This is a genomic window from uncultured Gilvimarinus sp. (assembly GCF_963975215.1).
Taxonomy (GTDB): domain Bacteria; phylum Pseudomonadota; class Gammaproteobacteria; order Pseudomonadales; family Cellvibrionaceae; genus Gilvimarinus.
In genome coordinates this window covers 77,083-95,851 of record NZ_CAXBFW010000005.1, presented here as the reverse complement: position 1 = coordinate 95,851, position 18,769 = coordinate 77,083, and the positions used below count along the sequence as shown (strand labels likewise).

General features: G+C 55.0%; 16 protein-coding genes. 10 read left to right on the top strand and 6 right to left on the bottom strand.

Features of this window, described 5'->3' with window-relative positions:
* The 3 genes from AAC019_RS05535 to apbC form a co-directional block, all read right to left on the bottom strand.
* Positions 1-1,425, bottom strand: coding sequence for a mechanosensitive ion channel family protein (locus AAC019_RS05535; RefSeq protein ID WP_339897614.1), 1,425 nt, complete (start codon positions 1,423-1,425; stop codon positions 1-3).
* A 177-nt stretch (positions 1,426-1,602) separates the two neighbouring features.
* Complete coding sequence (locus tag AAC019_RS05530; RefSeq protein WP_339897613.1) at positions 1,603-2,493, bottom strand: lytic polysaccharide monooxygenase; 891 nt, start codon at positions 2,491-2,493, stop codon at positions 1,603-1,605.
* A gap of 494 nt (positions 2,494-2,987) precedes the next feature.
* On the bottom strand, positions 2,988-4,079 hold the full coding sequence (gene apbC, locus AAC019_RS05525; protein ID WP_339897611.1) for an iron-sulfur cluster carrier protein ApbC: 1,092 nt from the start codon (positions 4,077-4,079) through the stop codon (positions 2,988-2,990).
* Between the two features lie 241 nt (positions 4,080-4,320).
* Between apbC and metG the strand changes: the two genes are divergently transcribed.
* The 10 genes from metG to AAC019_RS05475 all read left to right on the top strand — a co-directional run bounded on the left by metG (position 4,321) and on the right by AAC019_RS05475 (position 15,728).
* Entirely contained in the window at positions 4,321-6,339 is a 2,019-nt protein-coding gene (metG, locus tag AAC019_RS05520) for a methionine--tRNA ligase (protein ID WP_339897610.1), read from the top strand.
* A 220-nt stretch (positions 6,340-6,559) separates the two neighbouring features.
* The gene (rsxA, locus tag AAC019_RS05515) at positions 6,560-7,135 is read left to right on the top strand and encodes an electron transport complex subunit RsxA (RefSeq protein WP_041522876.1); all 576 of its coding nucleotides are present in this window, start codon (positions 6,560-6,562) and stop codon (positions 7,133-7,135) included.
* A gap of 18 nt (positions 7,136-7,153) precedes the next feature.
* The gene (gene rsxB / locus AAC019_RS05510) at positions 7,154-7,792 is read left to right on the top strand and encodes an electron transport complex subunit RsxB (RefSeq protein ID WP_339897608.1); all 639 of its coding nucleotides are present in this window, start codon (positions 7,154-7,156) and stop codon (positions 7,790-7,792) included.
* The gene (gene rsxC / locus AAC019_RS05505) at positions 7,792-10,104 is read left to right on the top strand and encodes an electron transport complex subunit RsxC (protein ID WP_339897606.1); all 2,313 of its coding nucleotides are present in this window, start codon (positions 7,792-7,794) and stop codon (positions 10,102-10,104) included. Before rsxB ends, rsxC begins: the two co-directional genes overlap by 1 nt.
* Before the next feature lie 22 nt (positions 10,105-10,126).
* The gene (gene rsxD, locus AAC019_RS05500) at positions 10,127-11,179 is read left to right on the top strand and encodes an electron transport complex subunit RsxD (RefSeq protein WP_339897605.1); all 1,053 of its coding nucleotides are present in this window, start codon (positions 10,127-10,129) and stop codon (positions 11,177-11,179) included.
* Positions 11,179-11,850 (top strand): electron transport complex subunit RsxG, encoded by a 672-nt coding sequence (rsxG, locus tag AAC019_RS05495; RefSeq protein ID WP_339897603.1) that lies wholly within the window; start codon positions 11,179-11,181, stop codon positions 11,848-11,850. The genes rsxD and rsxG overlap by 1 nt, the downstream gene beginning before the upstream one ends.
* On the top strand, positions 11,843-12,559 hold the full coding sequence (locus tag AAC019_RS05490; RefSeq protein WP_339897602.1) for an electron transport complex subunit E: 717 nt from the start codon (positions 11,843-11,845) through the stop codon (positions 12,557-12,559). Before rsxG ends, AAC019_RS05490 begins: the two co-directional genes overlap by 8 nt.
* A 238-nt stretch (positions 12,560-12,797) precedes the next feature.
* Positions 12,798-13,643 carry a mechanosensitive ion channel domain-containing protein gene (locus AAC019_RS05485; RefSeq protein WP_339897601.1) on the top strand — a complete coding sequence of 282 codons (846 nt, stop codon included), beginning with the start codon at positions 12,798-12,800 and terminating at the stop codon, positions 13,641-13,643.
* A gap of 106 nt (positions 13,644-13,749) precedes the next feature.
* Positions 13,750-14,421: a response regulator transcription factor gene (locus AAC019_RS05480; RefSeq protein WP_339897599.1), complete on the top strand. Its 672-nt coding sequence runs from the start codon at positions 13,750-13,752 to the stop codon at positions 14,419-14,421.
* Complete coding sequence (locus tag AAC019_RS05475) at positions 14,418-15,728, top strand: HAMP domain-containing sensor histidine kinase (RefSeq protein WP_339897598.1); 1,311 nt, start codon at positions 14,418-14,420, stop codon at positions 15,726-15,728. Before AAC019_RS05480 ends, AAC019_RS05475 begins: the two co-directional genes overlap by 4 nt.
* 101 nt (positions 15,729-15,829) lie before the next feature.
* Here AAC019_RS05475 and AAC019_RS05470 read toward each other — a convergent pair whose 3' ends face one another.
* From AAC019_RS05470 to AAC019_RS05460, 3 genes are all read right to left on the bottom strand, one after another.
* Positions 15,830-16,282: a Spy/CpxP family protein refolding chaperone gene (locus tag AAC019_RS05470; RefSeq protein ID WP_339897597.1), complete on the bottom strand. Its 453-nt coding sequence runs from the start codon at positions 16,280-16,282 to the stop codon at positions 15,830-15,832.
* Between the two features lie 119 nt (positions 16,283-16,401).
* Entirely contained in the window at positions 16,402-17,724 is a 1,323-nt protein-coding gene (locus AAC019_RS05465; RefSeq protein WP_339897595.1) for a DUF945 family protein, read from the bottom strand.
* Between the two features lie 95 nt (positions 17,725-17,819).
* Positions 17,820-18,743 (bottom strand): MBL fold metallo-hydrolase, encoded by a 924-nt coding sequence (locus tag AAC019_RS05460; protein WP_339897594.1) that lies wholly within the window; start codon positions 18,741-18,743, stop codon positions 17,820-17,822.
* Positions 18,744-18,769 lie beyond the last annotated feature (26 nt).

The window sequence follows — 18,769 nt, the reverse complement described above, 5'->3', positions numbered from 1 at the left end:
TTAAATAATATTGGCGCCGCCTTCCGGGTCACGGGAGCGGCGGGCTTGCTGTTGAATATCGTCGGTATCGCTCGCCAGATCATCCAATAACCTGCCGGCGTCTGCGGTCTTAGCCTCCGGTGCGATAGCCTGCTGGGGCACCCGAGCGGTGCCCTCCGATGCCTCCGGTGGCGGCACGGCATCACCTTCCGGGCCCACCCAGGGCACGCCCTGAGGGAAGATGATTTCCCGCGCGTCATCCGGCATGGATACCTGCGCCGCCTCAAAGGCACGAACCACCTGCCGCATCAGCGCCGAGGCCACCTTAATAACACTGTACTCGGCAGCGTCCACCCAAAAATAAATCTTCAGGTTAATGGTCGACGAGCCCAAACTATCAATTAGCACCTGGGGCTCGGGGTCACTCAACACCGCCGGGTGCTCGAGCATTAACGCCATCGCGGTTTCCTGAGCAAAGCGCACATTGGCATCGTAGCCAACGCCTATATCAAAACTGCCACGAACATTAGGGTTGGCCGAGAAGTTCTGAATCACACTCTTATAAATAATCGCATTAGGGATTTGAATGTGGTTGCCATCAAAATCCACTAGCGTCGTCCCCCGTGTTGTCACCTTTTGCACAACTCCGCGAAACCCTGTGACATCGATCACCTCGCCCAAACGAAACGGTCGCTGCACGCTTAACAGCAAACTGGCGATAAAATTCTCGGCAATATCGCGAAACGCAAAGCCAACCACTAAACCCAGCAAGCCTGTGCCGCTCATTAACGCCAGAGCAAATTGCGTTAACCCGGCGATACGCAAAAAGAAATAAAAGCCTAGCAGTAATATAAAAACGGCCACAAGCCGCCGCATAACCACCCGCAATAACGAGCTGTCCGTCATAAACCCTACCGGGCGAACCAAGAATGCCGCCACCGGGCGCGAGATAAAAAAGAAAAACAGAAACGTAATAACTGCCGCCAGCAATAACGGAAGCGCCTGTACAAACTGCCGCCACACCTTAGAGAACTCAGCCGTTAAGGTGGCGCCACTTAAGTAATCGGTCGGGGCCACCGATATATTGTTAACCACAGCCACAACACCATCGATGTTTTTGGCAACCTCGCTCGCCCAATCAACAAAATCCGGCTTGGTACTGGTGCCGTGTAAAAACACCAAACCATTGTCAGCCCGAACCTCCAAATCCGTAAACTGCTCAGAACTGGACAAAATAGCCCTGAGGCGGGATTGTATCTCGGCATCTTGCGACGGCGCCGACGGTTCGATAACACGCCCGGCACTATCGAGTTTAGCGTCCTCCCGTTGGCCAAACTCTTGCGCCGGAGCCTCGGCCCAACTAACTCCGGAGCACACCAAACCAAGCCATAATAAAAATCGCAGCAACCCTGTGCGTCCGGCCAGACCATTGTTGTCCTTTATCATGCTCGCACCGCCCTAATTAGCTTACAGAAGAGTCTTCATACTACGCGGTAATGGTTGCGCTTTACCACTGGAGCGGCGCGCGCGCTAACGCGCACTCATCAATAACCGTCAGACACAAAAAAGCCGCCCCCGAAGGAGCGGCTTTTTATTACATCCGTGTTATTTCGGGTTGCGCTATTAGTTCTCGCAAGAACCCTGATTGATCCACACGTCCCACTGAGCATCGTGCTCGGTCGGTACGTCACCGCGAGTCCACCACTTGGCTTCAAAGCGGCTATCGTTGTAACGCACTTGATCGCCTTGGGTGTAAGTATCGCCGGTGCCCCAGTTTGGAATACCAACACAGGTATTGCCGGTTTGTGAGCTTGAAGACGAGCTGCTAGACGACACAGAAGAAGAGCTTGAGCTGGTCGACGAGCTTGAGTTGCCACCGCCGTTATCAAACTTCACATCCACACAAGCGTAGAAAGCTTCCGGGCTGTCCGAGCGCTGCCATACGGCGTAAACCACGTGACGACCATTGCGAGCTGGCAAGTTAACCAGGTGCGACGGATAGTGCTCAGCCGCCTCGGGTGGTGTTTCCAGCATTAGCTCAAGGTCATCCCAACCCAAAGGCTGAGTTGGATCGTAGCCTGGCTTGGTAATGTAGTAGCGATAATAATCAGTAGCGTGAGCCGCCGAGTTGTACCAGCTAAAGGTTTGCGAGCCACCAACATCGGTAGCAACCCAGTCGGTACGCGCCAGATCCATACCACCAAATGTGCCCGGATCACCACCGGAGCACAACTCACCGTTTGGCACTACCGAGGTATGATTACCGCCGGCAGCGCCCTGACGGATACCGTTCCAATCGTAGAACTGCTGAGTGCCACTTTCGGCTTTTGCCGCCTGACATGCCGCAGAGGTCAATGTTTCGGCCCCCTCTGACTTACAGTTCCAAATACGGCTAGCGGGTGAGGTGATGGTACCGTGAGCGCTTACCATCGAGGTGGCGCTTAAGCTGGCTACCGTAACGCAACCAATCAACATACCTTTAAAAGCTTTTTGACTTAACCATTTTGCATTCATCCGTAATACCCTCTTTAACATTATCACTAACGGGTGCTTTACCCCGGCGCATGACTAAAATCCTTTCTGCTACTTTCCATCGTTCGCCCTAATCGAACACGACAGACAACGTTGTCTGGCACAGCCGTCACCCGCGCGGCGTAAAACGTTGCAAGCCTGAGCATCTCAATCACACACCCCATCGGCGTGCGACCGCATCAGGCTCCCTATACCTCAGGGACGTCTGAATATAATCACAGGGGTTATTTAGTTTCAACAAGGAGTATAACGAATGTTACTTACTAACAAGCACTCAATCAGGGCAAAACGTTACTTAACGTGCCAAAAATGCACCGTTAAAGTAATCGACGTGCTGAAAATCACAAAGAAACAAACTTTTAATCACATAACGAAATATACAAGGCTAATTTTATTTCAACTTCAATTAAGCACTTATAGAAATATAAAAGAATATTTTATATTTCTATAAGTTTGCTTTGTGTTTATTTTGACAGCTAGTCGTCCACCTGATTAAACACCGTAGCGGGTGCTGCCTGGGTAGCAACACGCCACAGGCGAGCAGCCAGTGACAAAGCGATAGCCCGGTAAGCCTGCGCCGGCTTGCCATCCGGCTCGGCCACTACGGAGGGCGCGCCGCCGTCAGCTTGCTGACGAACGTCTAACGACAACGGCAGCGAACCCAGCAACTGGGTGTCGTACTCTTTTGCAATGCGCTCACCGCCTCCCGCACCAAAAATCGCCTCTTCGTGACCACAGTTACTGCACACATGGGTGGCCATGTTCTCCACCACACCCAGTACCGGCACATGCACCTTGCGAAACATCTCAATGCCTTTAATGGCATCAAGCAGCGCAATATCCTGCGGCGTTGTAACAATAACCGCTCCGGTGACCGGCACACTTTGCGATAGCGTCAAGGCAATATCACCAGTGCCGGGGGGCATATCGATAATCAGGTAATCCAGCTCATCCCAGCGGGTTTGTGTCAGCAGTTGCTTTAGCGCACCGCTGACCATCGGCCCACGCCACACCATCGGGGTTTGCTCGGTAACCAGATACCCCATTGAGATAGTTTGCAAACCGTGGGCCTCGATGGGCAGCATTTGCTGCGCCTTGCCCTCGCCAATTATTTGCGGCCGGCGCTGCCCCACGCCCAGCATTTGCGGCTGGCTTGGGCCATAGATGTCAGCATCCAACACCCCAACCCGGGCACCTTCGGCGGCAAGCGCCAGGGCTATATTAGCAGCGGTTGTGGATTTACCGACCCCGCCTTTGCCCGAGGCCACAGCGATAATATTTTTAACGCCCGGTACCGCCTGAGCAGAGTTGGCCGCCGGATGCGCTGTCACCCTCCAGCTTAAATCGAGATCCACCGCCTCGACCCCGTCCAGTTCTAACAGCGCCTGCTGCACCAACTGCGCCAAACGCTCGTCGCGGGCCGCCGGGTAGCCCAGCTCGATGGCAACATTTACTTTTCCGCCCGTCACCGACACCGACTGAATTGCGCCTAAACTTTCAAGGCTGGCGCCATTGTAGGGGTCGACGATAGCGCCGAGTACATGTGCAATTTCGGTCTGATCAGTCATAGTGTGGGTAACCTCTGGCAAGCGCCCTGAAAGAAATTGTTGCCCTATTGGTGGGGGCACAGTTGCAAAATCCAACCACAGAAACCAAAACCCAACGCTAAAGCCCTGAAACGCCGAGCAAAAACAGCATGAAAATGGTATAGTGCCGCTCCATTTTTGCGCCCGTTGCCGCCGTGCGACTGGCCTTGCGCGGCTCATTGGCCGCGCACCACAGCCACTAACGAGAGTAAACGTCGAGACTATGAGCACACGCCGCAAGATTATGGTCACCAGCGCGCTGCCTTACGCCAATGGCGAGCTGCACCTGGGCCATATTATGGAGCAGATCCAAACCGATATCTGGGTGAGGTTTCAAAACCTGCGCGGTCACGAGTGCCATTACTTTTGTGCCGACGACGCCCACGGCACCGCGATTACCCTTAAGGCCGAAGAGCAAGGTATTAGCCCCGAAGAGCACATTAAAAATATGCACGCGGCGCACCTTGAGGTTTCTAAAGGCTTTCTGATCGCGCACGACAATTACTACAGCACCCACTCGCCCGAAAACCGCGAGCTGGCCGAGCAGATCTACACCAAGCTTGAGGCCAACGGCCATATTGCCCAGCGCTCAATCGTGCAGGCGTTTGACCCAGAGAAACAGCTGTTTTTGGCCGACCGCTACATTAAAGGTACCTGCCCCAAGTGTAAAACCGACGACCAGTACGGCGACAACTGCGAAGCCTGTGGCGCGACTTACGCCCCCATGGACTTAATCAACCCGGTATCGGTACTCACCGGCGCCACCCCGGTGCCTAAAGAGTCGGAGCACTTTTTCTTTAAGTTGCCGGAGTTTTCCGAGTTTTTAAAACAGTGGACCCGCGCCGGTCACCTGCAAGATGAAGTGGCCAACAAAGTGGCCGAGTGGCTCGACGCCGATTTACAAGAGTGGGATATCTCGCGCGATGCGCCCTATTTTGGCTTTGAAATTCCGGGCCACCCCAATAAGTACTTTTACGTGTGGCTGGATGCCCCTATCGGCTACATCGCGAGCTTAAAGAACTTTGCCGAGCAAAACGGCATCGACTGGCAGGAGTACTGGCACAAAGACTCCACCGCCGAGGTGCACCACTTTATTGGTAAAGACATCGTTAACTTCCACGCTCTGTTTTGGCCCGCCATGTTGCACTCGGCCGATATGCGCACGCCCACCAAAGTAAACGTGCACGGCTTTGTCACCGTTAATGGCAAAAAGATGTCTAAGTCGCGCGGCACCTTTATTAACGGCCAGACCTACTTAAAACATCTGGACCCGGAGTATTTGCGCTATTACTTTGCCGCCAAGCTCACCGCCAATGTCGACGACCTGGATTTAAACCTGGACGATTTTGTCCAGCGGGTAAACTCGGATTTGGTGGGCAAGGTGGTAAATATCGCCAGCCGCACCGCTAAGTTTGTCAGTAAAGCCGGTGGCGAGCTCAGCGCTACCCCTGCCGATACCGAGCTGTGGCAGCGGTTTGTGACGGCCAGCGAGAGCATCGCCGGGCACTACGAGGCACGCAATTTTTCCAAGGCCATGCGCGAGATTATGGCGCTGGCCGATGCCGCCAATGAGTACATTGCCGCGGCCGCCCCCTGGGCCATGGCGAAAGAGCCTGGCCGCGAGCAAGAAGTGCAAAGCGTCTGCAGCTTGGGCATCAATATGTTCCGAGCCCTGATGATCTACCTTAAGCCGGTATTACCCGAGCTTGCCGGGCGCGCCGAAGCGTTTTTAGGCGAAACCCTCGACTGGAACGATACACCTGCGTATCGCACCGGCACCATTAATGCCTTTAAGCCACTGTTGCAACGCATCGACAAAGACAAGGTAGACGCCATGGTTGAAGCCAGTAAAGAAGAGGCCGCCGCGCAAGCCAAGCCCGCCGCCACCGGCCCACTGGCGGACGAGCCCATCGCCGATGAAATCGAGTTTGGCGATTTTGCCAAAGTGGATTTACGGGTAGCGCGCATCGTTAAAGCGCAGCATGTCGAGGGTGCCGATAAACTACTGCAGCTAACGCTGGATCTGGGCGGCGAAACCCGCAATGTGTTTTCGGGTATTAAAGCGGCCTATCAGCCAGAAGATCTCGAAGGTCGGTTGACCGTCATGGTCGCCAACCTCAAGCCCCGTAAAATGAAGTTTGGCCTGTCGGAAGGCATGGTGCTGGCCGCCGGCCCCGGTGGCAGCGAGATTTACCTGCTGGAGCCCGACAGCGGCTCCGAGCCTGGCCAACGGGTGATGTAAAGGGAGGGGGAACGGAGAACGGGGAGCGACACAAGGCATGCAAGAGGCCTCAAGCTCTGATCCGTTTTCCGTAACCCGTACTCCACTAACTATTTATAAGCATATGCCCAATCAACCTAATTGAGAATGGGTTTTATATTGAATCGCAAGGGGCGCATCACGGATAATGCGCCTTTAGTGCCAGTGGACGCTGGCCTGCGGACAACTTGAGGTGAACAGTGTGACCGAACTTGCGGTTATCTTGCTCAGCGCAATCCTGGTGAACAACTTTGTGTTGGTTCAGTTTCTGGGGTTGTGTCCGTTTATGGGGGTTTCCAACAAACTGGAAACCGCCATCGGCATGGCAAGTGCCACCACCTTCGTGCTGACGCTGGCCTCGATATGCAGCTACTTAATTGCCACCTGGGTATTGCAACCTCTGGGGCTGGAATACATGCGCACCATCAGCTTTATCCTGGTGATCGCGGTGGTGGTGCAGCTGGCCAAAATGTTTATCGAAAAAACCAGCCCGCTGCTGTACCGCGTATTGGGGGTATTTTTACCGCTGATTACCACTAACTGCGCCGTATTAGGTGTCGCCCTACAAAACACCCAAAAGGCCCACAATTTTATGGAGTCCACCCTATTTGGGTTTGGCGCTGCACTGGGCTTTTCACTGGTGCTGATTTTATTTTCCGCTATGCGCGAGCGCCTGGCGGTCGCCGATGTGCCCCTGCCTTTTAAAGGCGCCGCTATCGGCATGATTACCGCAGGCTTAATGTCGCTCGCCTTTATGGGGTTCGGCGGTTTGGTTTAATCCACCGCGTTGCTATCTATGTTTGAGACTATTGCACAACACCCAATTGCCTCGGCGCTGATCGCCCTGATCGGGCTCGCGCTCGTTTTTGGCGCGCTGCTGGGCTACGCCGCCGTCCGCTTTAAAGTGGAGGGCGACCCGCTGGTCGAGCAAATCGACACACTGCTGCCACAAACGCAGTGCGGCCAGTGTGGCTACCCTGGCTGCAAGCCCTACGCTCAAGCGATTGCCAACGGCGATGCCATCAACAAGTGCCCACCCGGCGGCCAAACCACCATTAACGAGCTGGCCGACCTACTCGACGTCGAGGCGCCCACGCTAGACGAAGAGCACGGCGAAGAGTCCGAGGTGCCTACGGTAGCCTTTATTCGAGAAGACGAGTGCATTGGTTGCACCAAGTGCATTCAAGCCTGCCCGATGGACGCAATTTTAGGCGCAGCGAAGCAAATGCACACGGTTATTGTCGACGAGTGCACCGGTTGCGACCTGTGCGTAGAGCCCTGCCCGGTAGATTGTATCGATATGATCCCGGTTGCGTCTGGCATTCGCGACTGGAGCTGGGAGCTGCCAGCGGCAAGCCACGAGCAAGCCGCCGATTTAATTGCCACCGATACCGGTCGCGGCCACACGCAACGCAAGACAGGTGAAGCCGCCTAATGACGCAGTTAATTAAAGTCTGGGATATTCCCGGTGGCGTTCACCCGCCAGAAAACAAAGCACAGTCTCTGATTGAGCCATTAACGCCGCTGGCGATAGCGCCACAGTTAATTTTGCCGCTCAATCAGCATATAGGTGCGCCCGCCAAAGTGTTAGTCGAGGTAGGGCAAGCGGTGTTAGGCGGCGAACTGCTGGCCGAGGCCGACGGCGTTTTTAGTGCCCATGTACACGCGCCCACCTCGGGCACGGTTGCCGCGATTGTCGAACACGTGGTGCCGCACCCCTCGGGTATGACCGACACCTGCATTATTTTAGACACCGATGGCAAAGACAACTGGCAACCGCTCGATGAGGCGCCCGACTACCAAAACCTGGATAAAACGGCCTTGCTGGCACGGGTGCGGGCAGCGGGTATCGCCGGCCTGGGCGGGGCTGGGTTTCCCACCGCGGTAAAGTTAAACCCGCGTGCCAACCAGCCCATCGATACCCTGATAATAAACGGTACCGAATGCGAGCCTTACATCACCGCCGACGACATTCTGATGCAAAATCGGGCCGATGAAGTTATTGCCGGCACACAAATTTTAAGTAAGTTGCTGGGTGAGCCCGGCCGTGTTGTCATAGGCGTAGAGGACAACAAGCCAGAGGCGATATCAAGCCTGCGTGAAGCGGCCAAAGGCACCGCCATTGAGGTGGTGAGCTTTCCCACCAAGTACCCGTCAGGTGGCGAGAAACAGCTGATTCAAATTCTTACCGGGCGCGAAGTACCGGCGGGCCAAATTCCCGCCAGCATTGGTATTGTCTGCCAAAATGTGGGGACCACTGCGGCAGTGTACCGCGCCGTGCGGTTTGGCGAGCCACTGGTTAAGCGAATTACTACGGTAGTGGGCGAGGCGCTCGATACCCAGCGCAACGTCGAGGTCTTACTCGGCACGCCGATTCGGTTTGTGCTGGAGCAACACGGCTTTAACGAGAAAAAAGCCTCGCGGTTAGTAATGGGCGGCCCCATGATGGGCTTCTCTTTGCCCGACACCTCAGTGCCGCTGGTAAAAACCACCAACTGTATTTTGGCCCCGACACGCAAAGAGCTGCCGCCGCCCTCGCCCGCCCAGGCGTGTATTCGCTGCGGTATGTGCGCCGAGGCGTGCCCGGCCGACCTACTGCCGCAGCAGCTATTTTGGTACGCCCAAAGCGAAGATCTGGAAAAGCTCGAGGCGCACAACCTATTCGACTGCATCGAATGCGGCGCCTGCTCGTTTGTCTGCCCCAGCCACATTCCGCTGGTGCAATACTATCGCGCAGCCAAAGGCGAGATTCGTCAGCATCGCATCGACAAAGAAAAGTCCGACCGCTCACGGCGCCGCTTTGAGTTTCGCAAAGAGCGCATCGCCAAAGAAGAAGCCGAAAAAGAAGCCAAGCGCCTGGCCCGTAAAAAAGCCGCCGAAGAGGCGAAAAAGAAGCTCGCCGAACAAAAAGCCGCTAGCGGTGACGCAAAAACTGCTCCGGCTCCGGCACCCGCCGCTGACGAAAAACAGCGCGCCAAGCTCGAGCGCCTAGTAGCCGCGGCCGAAGACAGCTTAAAACAAGCGCAAAAGCCGCTGGAAGATGCCACCGACGAACAGCGGGAGAAACAACAGGCGCGTATCAAGCAGGCCGACGTTAAGCTGAAAGCCGCACAAGATAAGCTGGCTTCGTTGGGCGCGGCCACCAGCGCCCAGCCGGCGCCAACCGACAAACCCGCCCCCGCTAAAGCGGCGGCGGACGACCCGGTGAGCGCCGCCATTGAGCGAGCCAAAGCCAAAGTTGCCATGGCACCCGAAGACAAGCTGCGCTCGTCACTGGAGTCGCTCTACAAGCGTTTAGCCAAAGCCGAAGAAAAAGCCCGCGAGGCGCGCGAGCAAGACTCGGATAAGGCCGACGCGCTGGAGCAAGGCGTAAGCAAGCTGAAAGAAAAAATCGCCAGCACACAAAAAGAGCTGGACGAGCTAACCCCCTCGAGCGTGGCCGAACCCACCCCGAGAGACCCGGCCACCTCCGATACCTCGGGCGGTGCCACCGCCGATGCCGCGAGCAGCGCCATCGAAAAGGCCAAAGCCCGGGCGGCGGCCATGAGCACCATGAGCGCGGCCGACAAACTGCGCAACCAAGTGGACTCGCTCGAGGCGCGGCTGGAAAAATCCCGCGCCCGCCTGAGCAAGGCCGAGGCGGAAAACGATGAAAACATCGACGCCTTTAAAGCCGGTGTCGAAAAACTCGAGGTGAAGCTGGCCGCTACCCGCGAACAACTGGCCCAGCAAAACGAGCAAGCATAGCCCTTAACTGACGGAACACACCATGGCACTGACACGTATCACATCACCGCATACACACCGGGCCCTAGGCACCGGTCAGGTTATGCGCACCGTGGTTATGGCAACGCTGCCCGGACTGGCTGTGCTCACCTACTTTTTTGGCATTGGCACACTGCACAACGTATTGCTGGCAAGTGCCGTCTGCATGGGCTTTGAGGCGGCGGTGATGGCTGTGCGCGGCCGGCGGGTGTTGTTTTACCTGCGCGATTGCAGCGCTCTGGTTACCGGTGTATTGCTCGGCCTGGCACTGCCGCCTTACTGCCCCTGGTGGTTAGTCGTGGTGGGTAGCTTTTGTGCCATTGTGCTGGCCAAACAGCTCTATGGCGGCATGGGTTTTAACCCCTTTAACCCCGCCATGGTGGCGTACGTTATTTTGCTGATTTCGTTTCCGCTGCAAATGAGCCAGTGGGCGGCGCCGTCGGATATCGGCGGTCACACCCCTGGCGTATTAGAGGCCCTGAAACAAATTTGGGCCGGCAGCTCAATCGATGGTTACACCGCGGCCACGCCACTGGATACCGTAAAGCAAAATAGCTCACTGATGCTCGACGGCGTCTACCTGCAAGATCCGGTGCTGGCCGCAGGCAGTTTTGCCGGCGCGGGCTGGGAGTGGGTCAACCTGGCCTTTTTAGCCGGTGGCGCCTACCTGTTGTATCGCCGTATTTTTACCTGGCACGCGCCGGTAAGCATGCTGGCGGCGCTGGCGCTGATGGCCATCATTTTTTACGACGGCGGCAGCTCCAACAGCGGCGGCTCGGTGCTGTTTCACTTGTTCTCCGGGGCCACTATGCTCGGGGCGTTTTTTATCGTCACCGACCCGGTCAGCTCGGCGGTCAGTAACCGCGGCCGTTTAATTTATGGCGCCAGCATCGGTGTGTTGATTTATGTAATTCGTATTTGGGGTAACTACCCAGACGCTGTGGCGTTTGCCGTTCTGCTGATGAACTTTGCCGCGCCCTTTATCGATTACTACACGGTGCCACGTACGTACGGCCATAAAAAAAGTCAACGCGCAACGAAAAAGGCTGATCTCTAATGCTGGGTGCATCCATCAGTAAAAACAGTATTCTACTTGGGGTATTTGCCCTGGTGACCGCCGGCGTGCTGGCGGTCACCAACGTCAGCACCCGCGACCGTATTGCCGATGCCGAGCGACGCGCCGCTGAGAGCGCTCTGTACGAGTTGGTCAGCGCCGATCGCGTTGATAACGATATGCTAAACGACACGATTCCCGCCCCGGCAGATATGTTGCCGGCGCTGGGGCTGAAAGTGTCAGAGCCCATTTATCGCGCCCGCAAAGACGGCAAAGTCATTGCGGTGATCGTACCGGCGGTAGCGCCCGACGGATACAGCGGTGCGATCCGCCTTTTGGTTGGGGTGAACCGCGACGGCACTGTTGCCGGCGCTCGCGCATTAGTACACAAAGAAACACCGGGGCTGGGCGATAAAGTCGACACCAACAAAAGCGACTGGATTTTAGGCTTTGACGGTAAGTCATTGACCGACCCGGCACCCGAGCGCTGGGCCGTTAAAAAAGACGGCGGCGCCTTTGATCAGTTTACCGGGGCGACCATTACCCCGCGCGCCGTTACCGGGCAAATTAAGCGGGTCTTGCAACAAGTGCAGGCAAAGCGCACCCTGTTGTTTGAAATTCCGGATCGCACCGATGTGAATACGCCGCAAAAGGTGGATGAGCCAAATGAGTAATACAGCCGAATGGCAAACAATCAGTAAAAAGGGGCTATGGACCAACAACCCCGCTCTGGTACAACTACTGGGCCTGTGCCCACTGCTGGCCGTATCCGGCTCGGTGGTCAATGCGCTGGGGCTGGGCCTTGCCACCATGATGGTGCTCACCAGCTCCAATATTGCCGTATCGCTGATTCGTAAAACCGTCAGCGATGCCGTGCGCCTGCCGGCGTTTGTGATGATTATCGCCTCGCTCACTACCTGCATCGAGCTGCTGATGCAGGCCTACACCTATGAGCTTTACACCATTTTGGGGATTTTTATTCCGCTGATCGTGACCAACTGCGCGATTCTGGGCCGGGCCGATGCCTTTGCCAGCAAAAACCCGGTGCTACCCTCGGCCATCGACGGCCTGATGATGGGCCTTGGCTTTACCTTGGTACTCCTGACGGTCGGGGCGATTCGCGAGATTTTAGGCAGTGGCACCCTATTTGCCAATATGCACCTGTTGTTTGGCGAGGCCGCGCGCGATTGGACGCTGACTCTGTTTGCCAATTACCCCGGCTTTTTAGTGGCGATTTTACCCCCAGGCGCTTTTATTGTGACGGGCTTTTTGATTGCCCTAAAAAATATTATTGATCATCATCAAGCCCAGCGCGCCGCCGCCCGCAAAGAAAAGCCGGTTAAGGGCAGTAAACGCGTCCGCACCACTGGCACCATTGCCTAACCGACTGTAACCATCTTATGTGCAACGCTTAGACCTCTAAGAGTTGCACTACCTCTATTTAATGGCAATAATCATTTAAGGCTCCAGGGTCTGTCGTCACTTGATATCGCCTGTTGTGACGGAAGGCCCTAACGGCTGCGCCACTCGTCACAGCCTTGACACAGTTCTGCGCCAACCTTGGCATCCAACTATTCTGGCTAAGGCACCAGCTAAAGCAATCAACATTGAGGGAAGCATTATGTTTGAGTTTAACCAAGACGATGTCATGACTTTTGTCCACACCCATGCGATTCCGTGGGCCATCAACATCGTTACTGCACTGCTGATTTTTATCATCGGTAAAATCATTGTAAAAATACTGGTCAACCTGCTGGGCAAAGTACTTGGCAGAACCAAACTCGATAACATCTTAGTCGACTTCCTGAAGGCAATCGCCAACGCATTGCTACTGCTGATCGTTATTATTGCCGCACTTGACCAGCTCGGTGTCGACACGACCTCAATGATTGCCTTAATCGGTGCCGCGGGTTTAGCTATCGGTTTGGCGCTGCAAGGCTCGCTGCAAAATTTTGCCTCGGGCTTTTTGTTGCTGGTGTTTCGTCCATTCACGGCCGGTGACTATGTTGAGGCCGGTGGTACTGCCGGCGTGGTAAAAACCATCAGCATTTTTACCACCACCCTGCACACCCCCGACAACCGTGAGATCATCGTCCCCAACGGCCAGATCTATAACGACAACATCACCAATTACTCTAAGCTCCCCACCCGCCGTCTCGATCTGGTATTTGGTATTAGTTACGATGACGACATCAAAAAGGCCAAAGAGATTATGGAGCGGGTGGTTAACGCCGACGAGCGCGTTTTAGCCGATCCAGCGCCCACAATTGCCGTCTCTGAATTAGCCGATAGCAGCGTTAACTTTGTGGTACGCCCCTGGGTTAAAACCGGCGATTATTGGCCCCTTAAATTTGACCTGATCGAGAACATCAAACTGGCGTTTGACGAAAACGGCATCACTATCCCGTTCCCGCAAGTGGATGTACACGCCGACGCGCCGGTTACACAGGAGTCAGAGGCGGCTTAAACACGCTTTATGCACTGTGCAGACAACGGGGCTTAGGCCCCGTTTTTTTGGCGTAAACTAACGTAAATTGCCGTGAGCCAGCCGGCGCTTAGCCTACAATAGAGCCATGACCAGTATCCATATCATAGATGACGATGAAACCCTTTGTGAGTTGCTGGGTGATTATTTGCGCGATAACGGCTTTAGCGTTATTACCAGTCACAACGGCACCAGCGGGCTCGAAACCACCCTGAGCGAGCAGCCAGATCTGGTATTGCTTGATGTCATGCTGCCCGGCCAAAACGGCTTTGACGTGCTCCGGGCGTTGCGCAAAGAGTCGCACGTACCGGTACTAATGCTCACCGCGCGCGGTGACGAAATCGACCGGGTGCTGGGGCTGGAACTAGGCGCGGATGATTATGTCGGCAAGCCGTTCTCTCACCGCGAGCTGGTGGCGCGAATCCAAGCCATATTACGTCGCCTACAGCCGCAGCCCAACAACCGGGTTGGTGCGCTAGCCATGCGGCCAGAATCCTTTGAAGCTCACTACCACGACCAGCGGCTTGACTTAACGGCCGCCGAATTTCGTGTGCTGAATATTTTATTTGAACGCGCCGGGGAGCTGGTTGATAAAGACGTTATCTCGCGCGAGGCATTTGGCAGACGCCTACAACCCTTTGACCGACATGTGGACATTCACATCTCTCATATCCGCAAAAAGATGACCGCAATCGACCCCGCCGCCTGCATTAAAACCGTGCGCGGCTCGGGCTACCAGCTGCTGGTCCAGGCCCCGTGAAACCCGCGATACTCAGCGGTTTTACCGGGCGATTGTTTTTATGGTTTTGGTTGTCGCTCACGTTACTGCTGGTCGCCAATTTTTTTCTCGGCCGCTACCTCGAGCAACACGATGAACTGCACCAGCCCAACAAACATGAGCTAGCGGCATTAAACAAACATCAGCGCTCGCTGCAACGCTATGAGAATCGCCCGTCAGAGCGATTACTCAAAGGGCGCAACCGCCACGGAATGGCGTTTTATGACCCGGTAACCCGCGCCCCGCTTGAGCGTGACCGGATGCACTGGCGCTTGGCCGAACTTGCCGATAAAGACGCTCTCTACACGCTGGCACTCGGTCGTGGCCTGGTTGCCATCGGCCCCTTTTTAGTAAACACCAAAGATCGCCAATTATTGGCGGTGTGGATTATGCCACCGCGCCCGGTGCCCATCTGGCGGCAAGTGCTGCGGGACTCGCCCCACTGGCGGTTAATTGCCTCGATGACTTTAGTGCTGTTGCTATCGGTTATTTTGGCGCGCTGGCTTAGCCGGCCTATTCGACAACTCTCTGATGCCGCGCGATTGTTTGGCGACGGACATTTAGCCACCCGTGTGGATGCGGGCAGTGGCGAGTTAGGCCAGCTGGGTAACGACTTTAATCTGATGGCCGAAAAGCTACAGGCCTCGATCGCCACCCAACAACGCCTATTGGCCGATGTCTCACACGAGCTTCGCTCACCGCTGACACGGCTTAAACTCGCCGCAGGGCTACTTGCCGATCAGGGCAGTAACACCTATATCGAACGTATCGAAAAAGAATGTGAAACCTTAGAGCATCTGGTCGATCAGGTGTTAACCCTGTCGCGTCTGGAGGGCTCGGTCTACCGCGAGCAAGATCAATACATCGATATGGCGGTGCAGGTGCAGCAAGCGATGGATGACTGGCGCTTTCAAACCGATGGCAAGCAGCTAATTTACCAGGGCCCAACGCAGCTGATGACCAATATTAAACCGCAGCTGTTACAGCGGGTGCTGGACAACCTGCTGTCTAACGCCTGTCGCTACGCGGGCACGATTAACGTGCGGCTTGAGGGTCAACCGGGGCAATGGCAGCTGTCAATCTCCGACAACGGCCCAGGCGTGAGCGATGAGCGCCTGGAGCACTTGTTTGAACCCTTTTATCGCGGCGACCCCGCCCGCGGGCATCAGGGCAATATCGGTTTGGGGCTGGCCATTGCGCAAGCGGCGGCCGAAGCGCAAAAAGCAAAACTGAGCGTTGCCCGGGCCGACACTGGCGGCCTGTGTTTTACGCTAAGCTACCCCGGATAAAACACCCCGCCCAACGCGCTCGTTAATTATCAGCTCAACTAAAAACCATAAAAAAAGCGACGCTTTGGGCGCCGCCTGAGGTTTGTTGTGCAATGACTGCTTTACCAGCGAGAGCGCTCTGTATCGCGGCCTTTACGGTGTTTTTCGCCGCGGCGCCGTTGCATTTGCTCCAGTGACTCGCGCTGCTCATCGGTCAGTATTTGCGCCAGATCGTGACGCAACTTCATCTGTACCAAACGCCGTTCGGTGCCTTCACTTAATAGCGCGCGGGCCGCGGTTTCGTCAAACGTTTCCTGCTCCATCAAGGCTTTCATCGCCTCGCGGTGCCCGGCAAACGCCTCGCGCCCCTCGCCCTTGGGGTACTCGCTGCGGTACAGCTCAATCCGCTCGCTAATTTGCAGTTGTTGCTCGTCGGTCAATTCCAGTCGCTCGGCAATACGCTCACTCAGCAGTACACCGGGGCCCATCATATCGCGCGGGCCATGACCGGCATAAGCGGCGCTGCTCAGTGCCAGTGCCGAGCTCAGTAAGATAGTGGTCAATGTCTTGTTCATGGTGTCTCTCCAAAGGCTTCATTAACTTAGTGTCAATTACTACCCTTATAGAGTAATCCCCCCAATGAAAACCCTTGTTGCCCTATGTAAACTACTGAAAACACCCGGCTTGGTAACGATTAAGGTGTCGGCGCAGGTGCTGCCAGATAGCTATTAATCATAGGCGCCAACTCGATGGGGGTATCCCCCAGCCACAGTTTACCGTCGTTTAAACGCGCATTAAGCACGTATTCATCGCCTTGCTGCACAATGTAGGTATCCATGTAAGGCGCCAACAGCATAATCAAAGGCGTGCCCGTCATGATCTCCTTAGAGATCACTACCTGCCCACTGCCTTTCACCAAACGCAAATAATCTTCTACCTCAGTCACACTGGCGAGACTGCGGCCATTGCCCGGCGGGACATAGTGCAAGTCCATTTTGGTGTTGACATAACCGTTCATGGCTTCACCGCCACTGCTCATCAAAATGACTAAATCTTTGTGCAGTAATTGGGTCAAGGCACTGCGAATCTCTTGCTCGTAGGTAGCGTAATCCTCTTCGCTTTGCAACTTAGGGGAAAGCTCGGCCCAGGTTGCCATCGCCTCTTGGGTAACTTGGTTTAACTCCAACTCATAATAAAGGTTAGACATCGGCATCATGCCCTCAACCTGCTCGGCACTCATCCGCACTTTGGTGTCGACCTTTTCGTTTTCCAGGCGCTGGCGCTGCATAACCTCTATGTTGCGGATGGCGGTTGTCATCCCCTCCGGCGACTTAAGCGTTAACGCATCAAACTGCAGCTTGCCAGAGGACAGCGGCACTTGCGGTGCAATAAACTCCATATCGACATTAGCGTGTATAGGAGTAACGCCAATCTCAGTGCCATCGCTATGGCTTGCGTTAATTGCACCAATGATAATAGTCGATTGGCTATCGAGCGAATCAAACCGCCCCTCACTGTGAACGTCCACGCCGTCGACGTGAACCTGCCCATCTTCATCAATAAACTCAATGACCTCGGTGCGCCAGTTGGCATCGTAACTACCACCGTACTCACCCAACAGGTTCAAACGCCCCAACCCCTGCGGCAAAACACCTCCCAACAAGGTGTTTAGCTCGGTATCGCTGGTGGTTATGGTGTTATCTGTACGGGCGTAAAACCAACCAAATTTAATACCATCAGCAAAAATAATTGGGCCGTGAAACACCTGGGCTTTAGCGTCAATGGTGACCGAATCAATCGCAAACTGCTCGGTATTTGCCTTGGCACTAAAATCAAAGTTACTTTGAAATATCCCGCGCTCGTACTGCGTAACATCAAGTGTCACATTGGCATTGCTTGCCTGAGCCCGGCTTAGCTCTACCTGATCGTTAATATATTGCTCACCGACCATACCCGAGTAGTAACTCAAGCCAACGTAAGCCAAAACCAACAGTATTAATCCTAAAAACTTTTTCATTTTGCTTCCCTTTTACTCGTATTTTGCTGTTTTTTGCGTGCGATGGTCACCCGACATTGTGCCCACAGTAACCATTGTATTGGTCATCGCCAATGTTAATGATGCGACTCAGCCTGAGCCTTACCCGCCTTGCCGCCGTGAGCATGACGATGTTCCGTCAGGTCGCGGTATAACGTTCGGGTCATCTTCTCGGTGGTGATAAACTCCCAATTCCACTGCTCGTGATAACTGGCCAGCGGATTCGCGGCCAGTATCTCAGCTTCCGTGTCACCCTGAGCGATGCGCTTGGCCACTTTTTGCCGGGCATCGAGCAACATCTTGTTCGCTCGCAGTAAGTCGGCTTTACTCGCCAGAGCGCCGTGTCCGGGGACAATCACCGTATCGTCATTTACTTTTTCTAACAACCGCTGCTGGGCGGCAATATAGCCCTCAACGCTGCCGCCGCTGTCGAGATCGATGAACGGAAACATTCCATTGAAGAGCACATCGCCGGTATGAATAACGTTAAGGGTAGGAAACTCGATGGCCAGATCACCGTCGGTGTGAGCGTGACTTAAATGAAACACCCGGACGGGCAGATCATTTACATAAAAGCTCATTTGGTCATTTAAAGTGATAACGGGTAGCGCATCGGCAGTCCGTGTTTTATCAAGCGCTAAGCGATCGCGCATTTTGTCGTGAGCAACAACGTACGCGCCCTCAGAGGCAAACGCCGCATTGTTGCCGGTGTGGTCATCATGCACGTGAGTATTGATAATAAACGCAATTTCCGCGTCGCTGATCTCAGCAATCGCGGCGCGTAACTTATTCAGATGCGGCGGCATAGAATCGTCAATCATCACGGTGCCGTCAGCGCCCGTGCTAATCAGGATATTACCGCCGGTAAAACCACCCTGCCCCGATAAGACGTACAATCCGCCAGCGAGTTTTTGCGAGCTAAAGCCGGGTTCTTCTGCGGCCTGGGCCGTTGCCTGTAAACCGAGCGCTAGCAGTGCGCCCCATAACCATGACTTACCCATGTTAACCCCCTGTCGTAAACGTTGTA

Excerpts from the sequence above, each read along its gene's own strand:
- AAC019_RS05535 (WP_339897614.1), bottom strand. The coding sequence starts at position 1,425 with ATGATAAAGGACAACAATGGTCTGGCCGGACGCACAGGGTTGCTGCGA.
- AAC019_RS05530 (WP_339897613.1), bottom strand. The coding sequence starts at position 2,493 with ATGAATGCAAAATGGTTAAGTCAAAAAGCTTTTAAAGGTATGTTGATT.
- apbC (WP_339897611.1), bottom strand. The coding sequence starts at position 4,079 with ATGACTGATCAGACCGAAATTGCACATGTACTCGGCGCTATCGTCGAC.
- metG (WP_339897610.1), top strand. The coding sequence starts at position 4,321 with ATGAGCACACGCCGCAAGATTATGGTCACCAGCGCGCTGCCTTACGCC.
- rsxB (WP_339897608.1), top strand. The coding sequence starts at position 7,154 with ATGTTTGAGACTATTGCACAACACCCAATTGCCTCGGCGCTGATCGCC.
- rsxC (WP_339897606.1), top strand. The coding sequence starts at position 7,792 with ATGACGCAGTTAATTAAAGTCTGGGATATTCCCGGTGGCGTTCACCCG.
- rsxD (WP_339897605.1), top strand. The coding sequence starts at position 10,127 with ATGGCACTGACACGTATCACATCACCGCATACACACCGGGCCCTAGGC.
- rsxG (WP_339897603.1), top strand. The coding sequence starts at position 11,179 with ATGCTGGGTGCATCCATCAGTAAAAACAGTATTCTACTTGGGGTATTT.
- AAC019_RS05490 (WP_339897602.1), top strand. The coding sequence starts at position 11,843 with ATGAGTAATACAGCCGAATGGCAAACAATCAGTAAAAAGGGGCTATGG.
- AAC019_RS05485 (WP_339897601.1), top strand. The coding sequence starts at position 12,798 with ATGTTTGAGTTTAACCAAGACGATGTCATGACTTTTGTCCACACCCAT.
- AAC019_RS05480 (WP_339897599.1), top strand. The coding sequence starts at position 13,750 with ATGACCAGTATCCATATCATAGATGACGATGAAACCCTTTGTGAGTTG.
- AAC019_RS05470 (WP_339897597.1), bottom strand. The coding sequence starts at position 16,282 with ATGAACAAGACATTGACCACTATCTTACTGAGCTCGGCACTGGCACTG.
- AAC019_RS05465 (WP_339897595.1), bottom strand. The coding sequence starts at position 17,724 with ATGAAAAAGTTTTTAGGATTAATACTGTTGGTTTTGGCTTACGTTGGC.
- AAC019_RS05460 (WP_339897594.1), bottom strand. The coding sequence starts at position 18,743 with ATGGGTAAGTCATGGTTATGGGGCGCACTGCTAGCGCTCGGTTTACAG.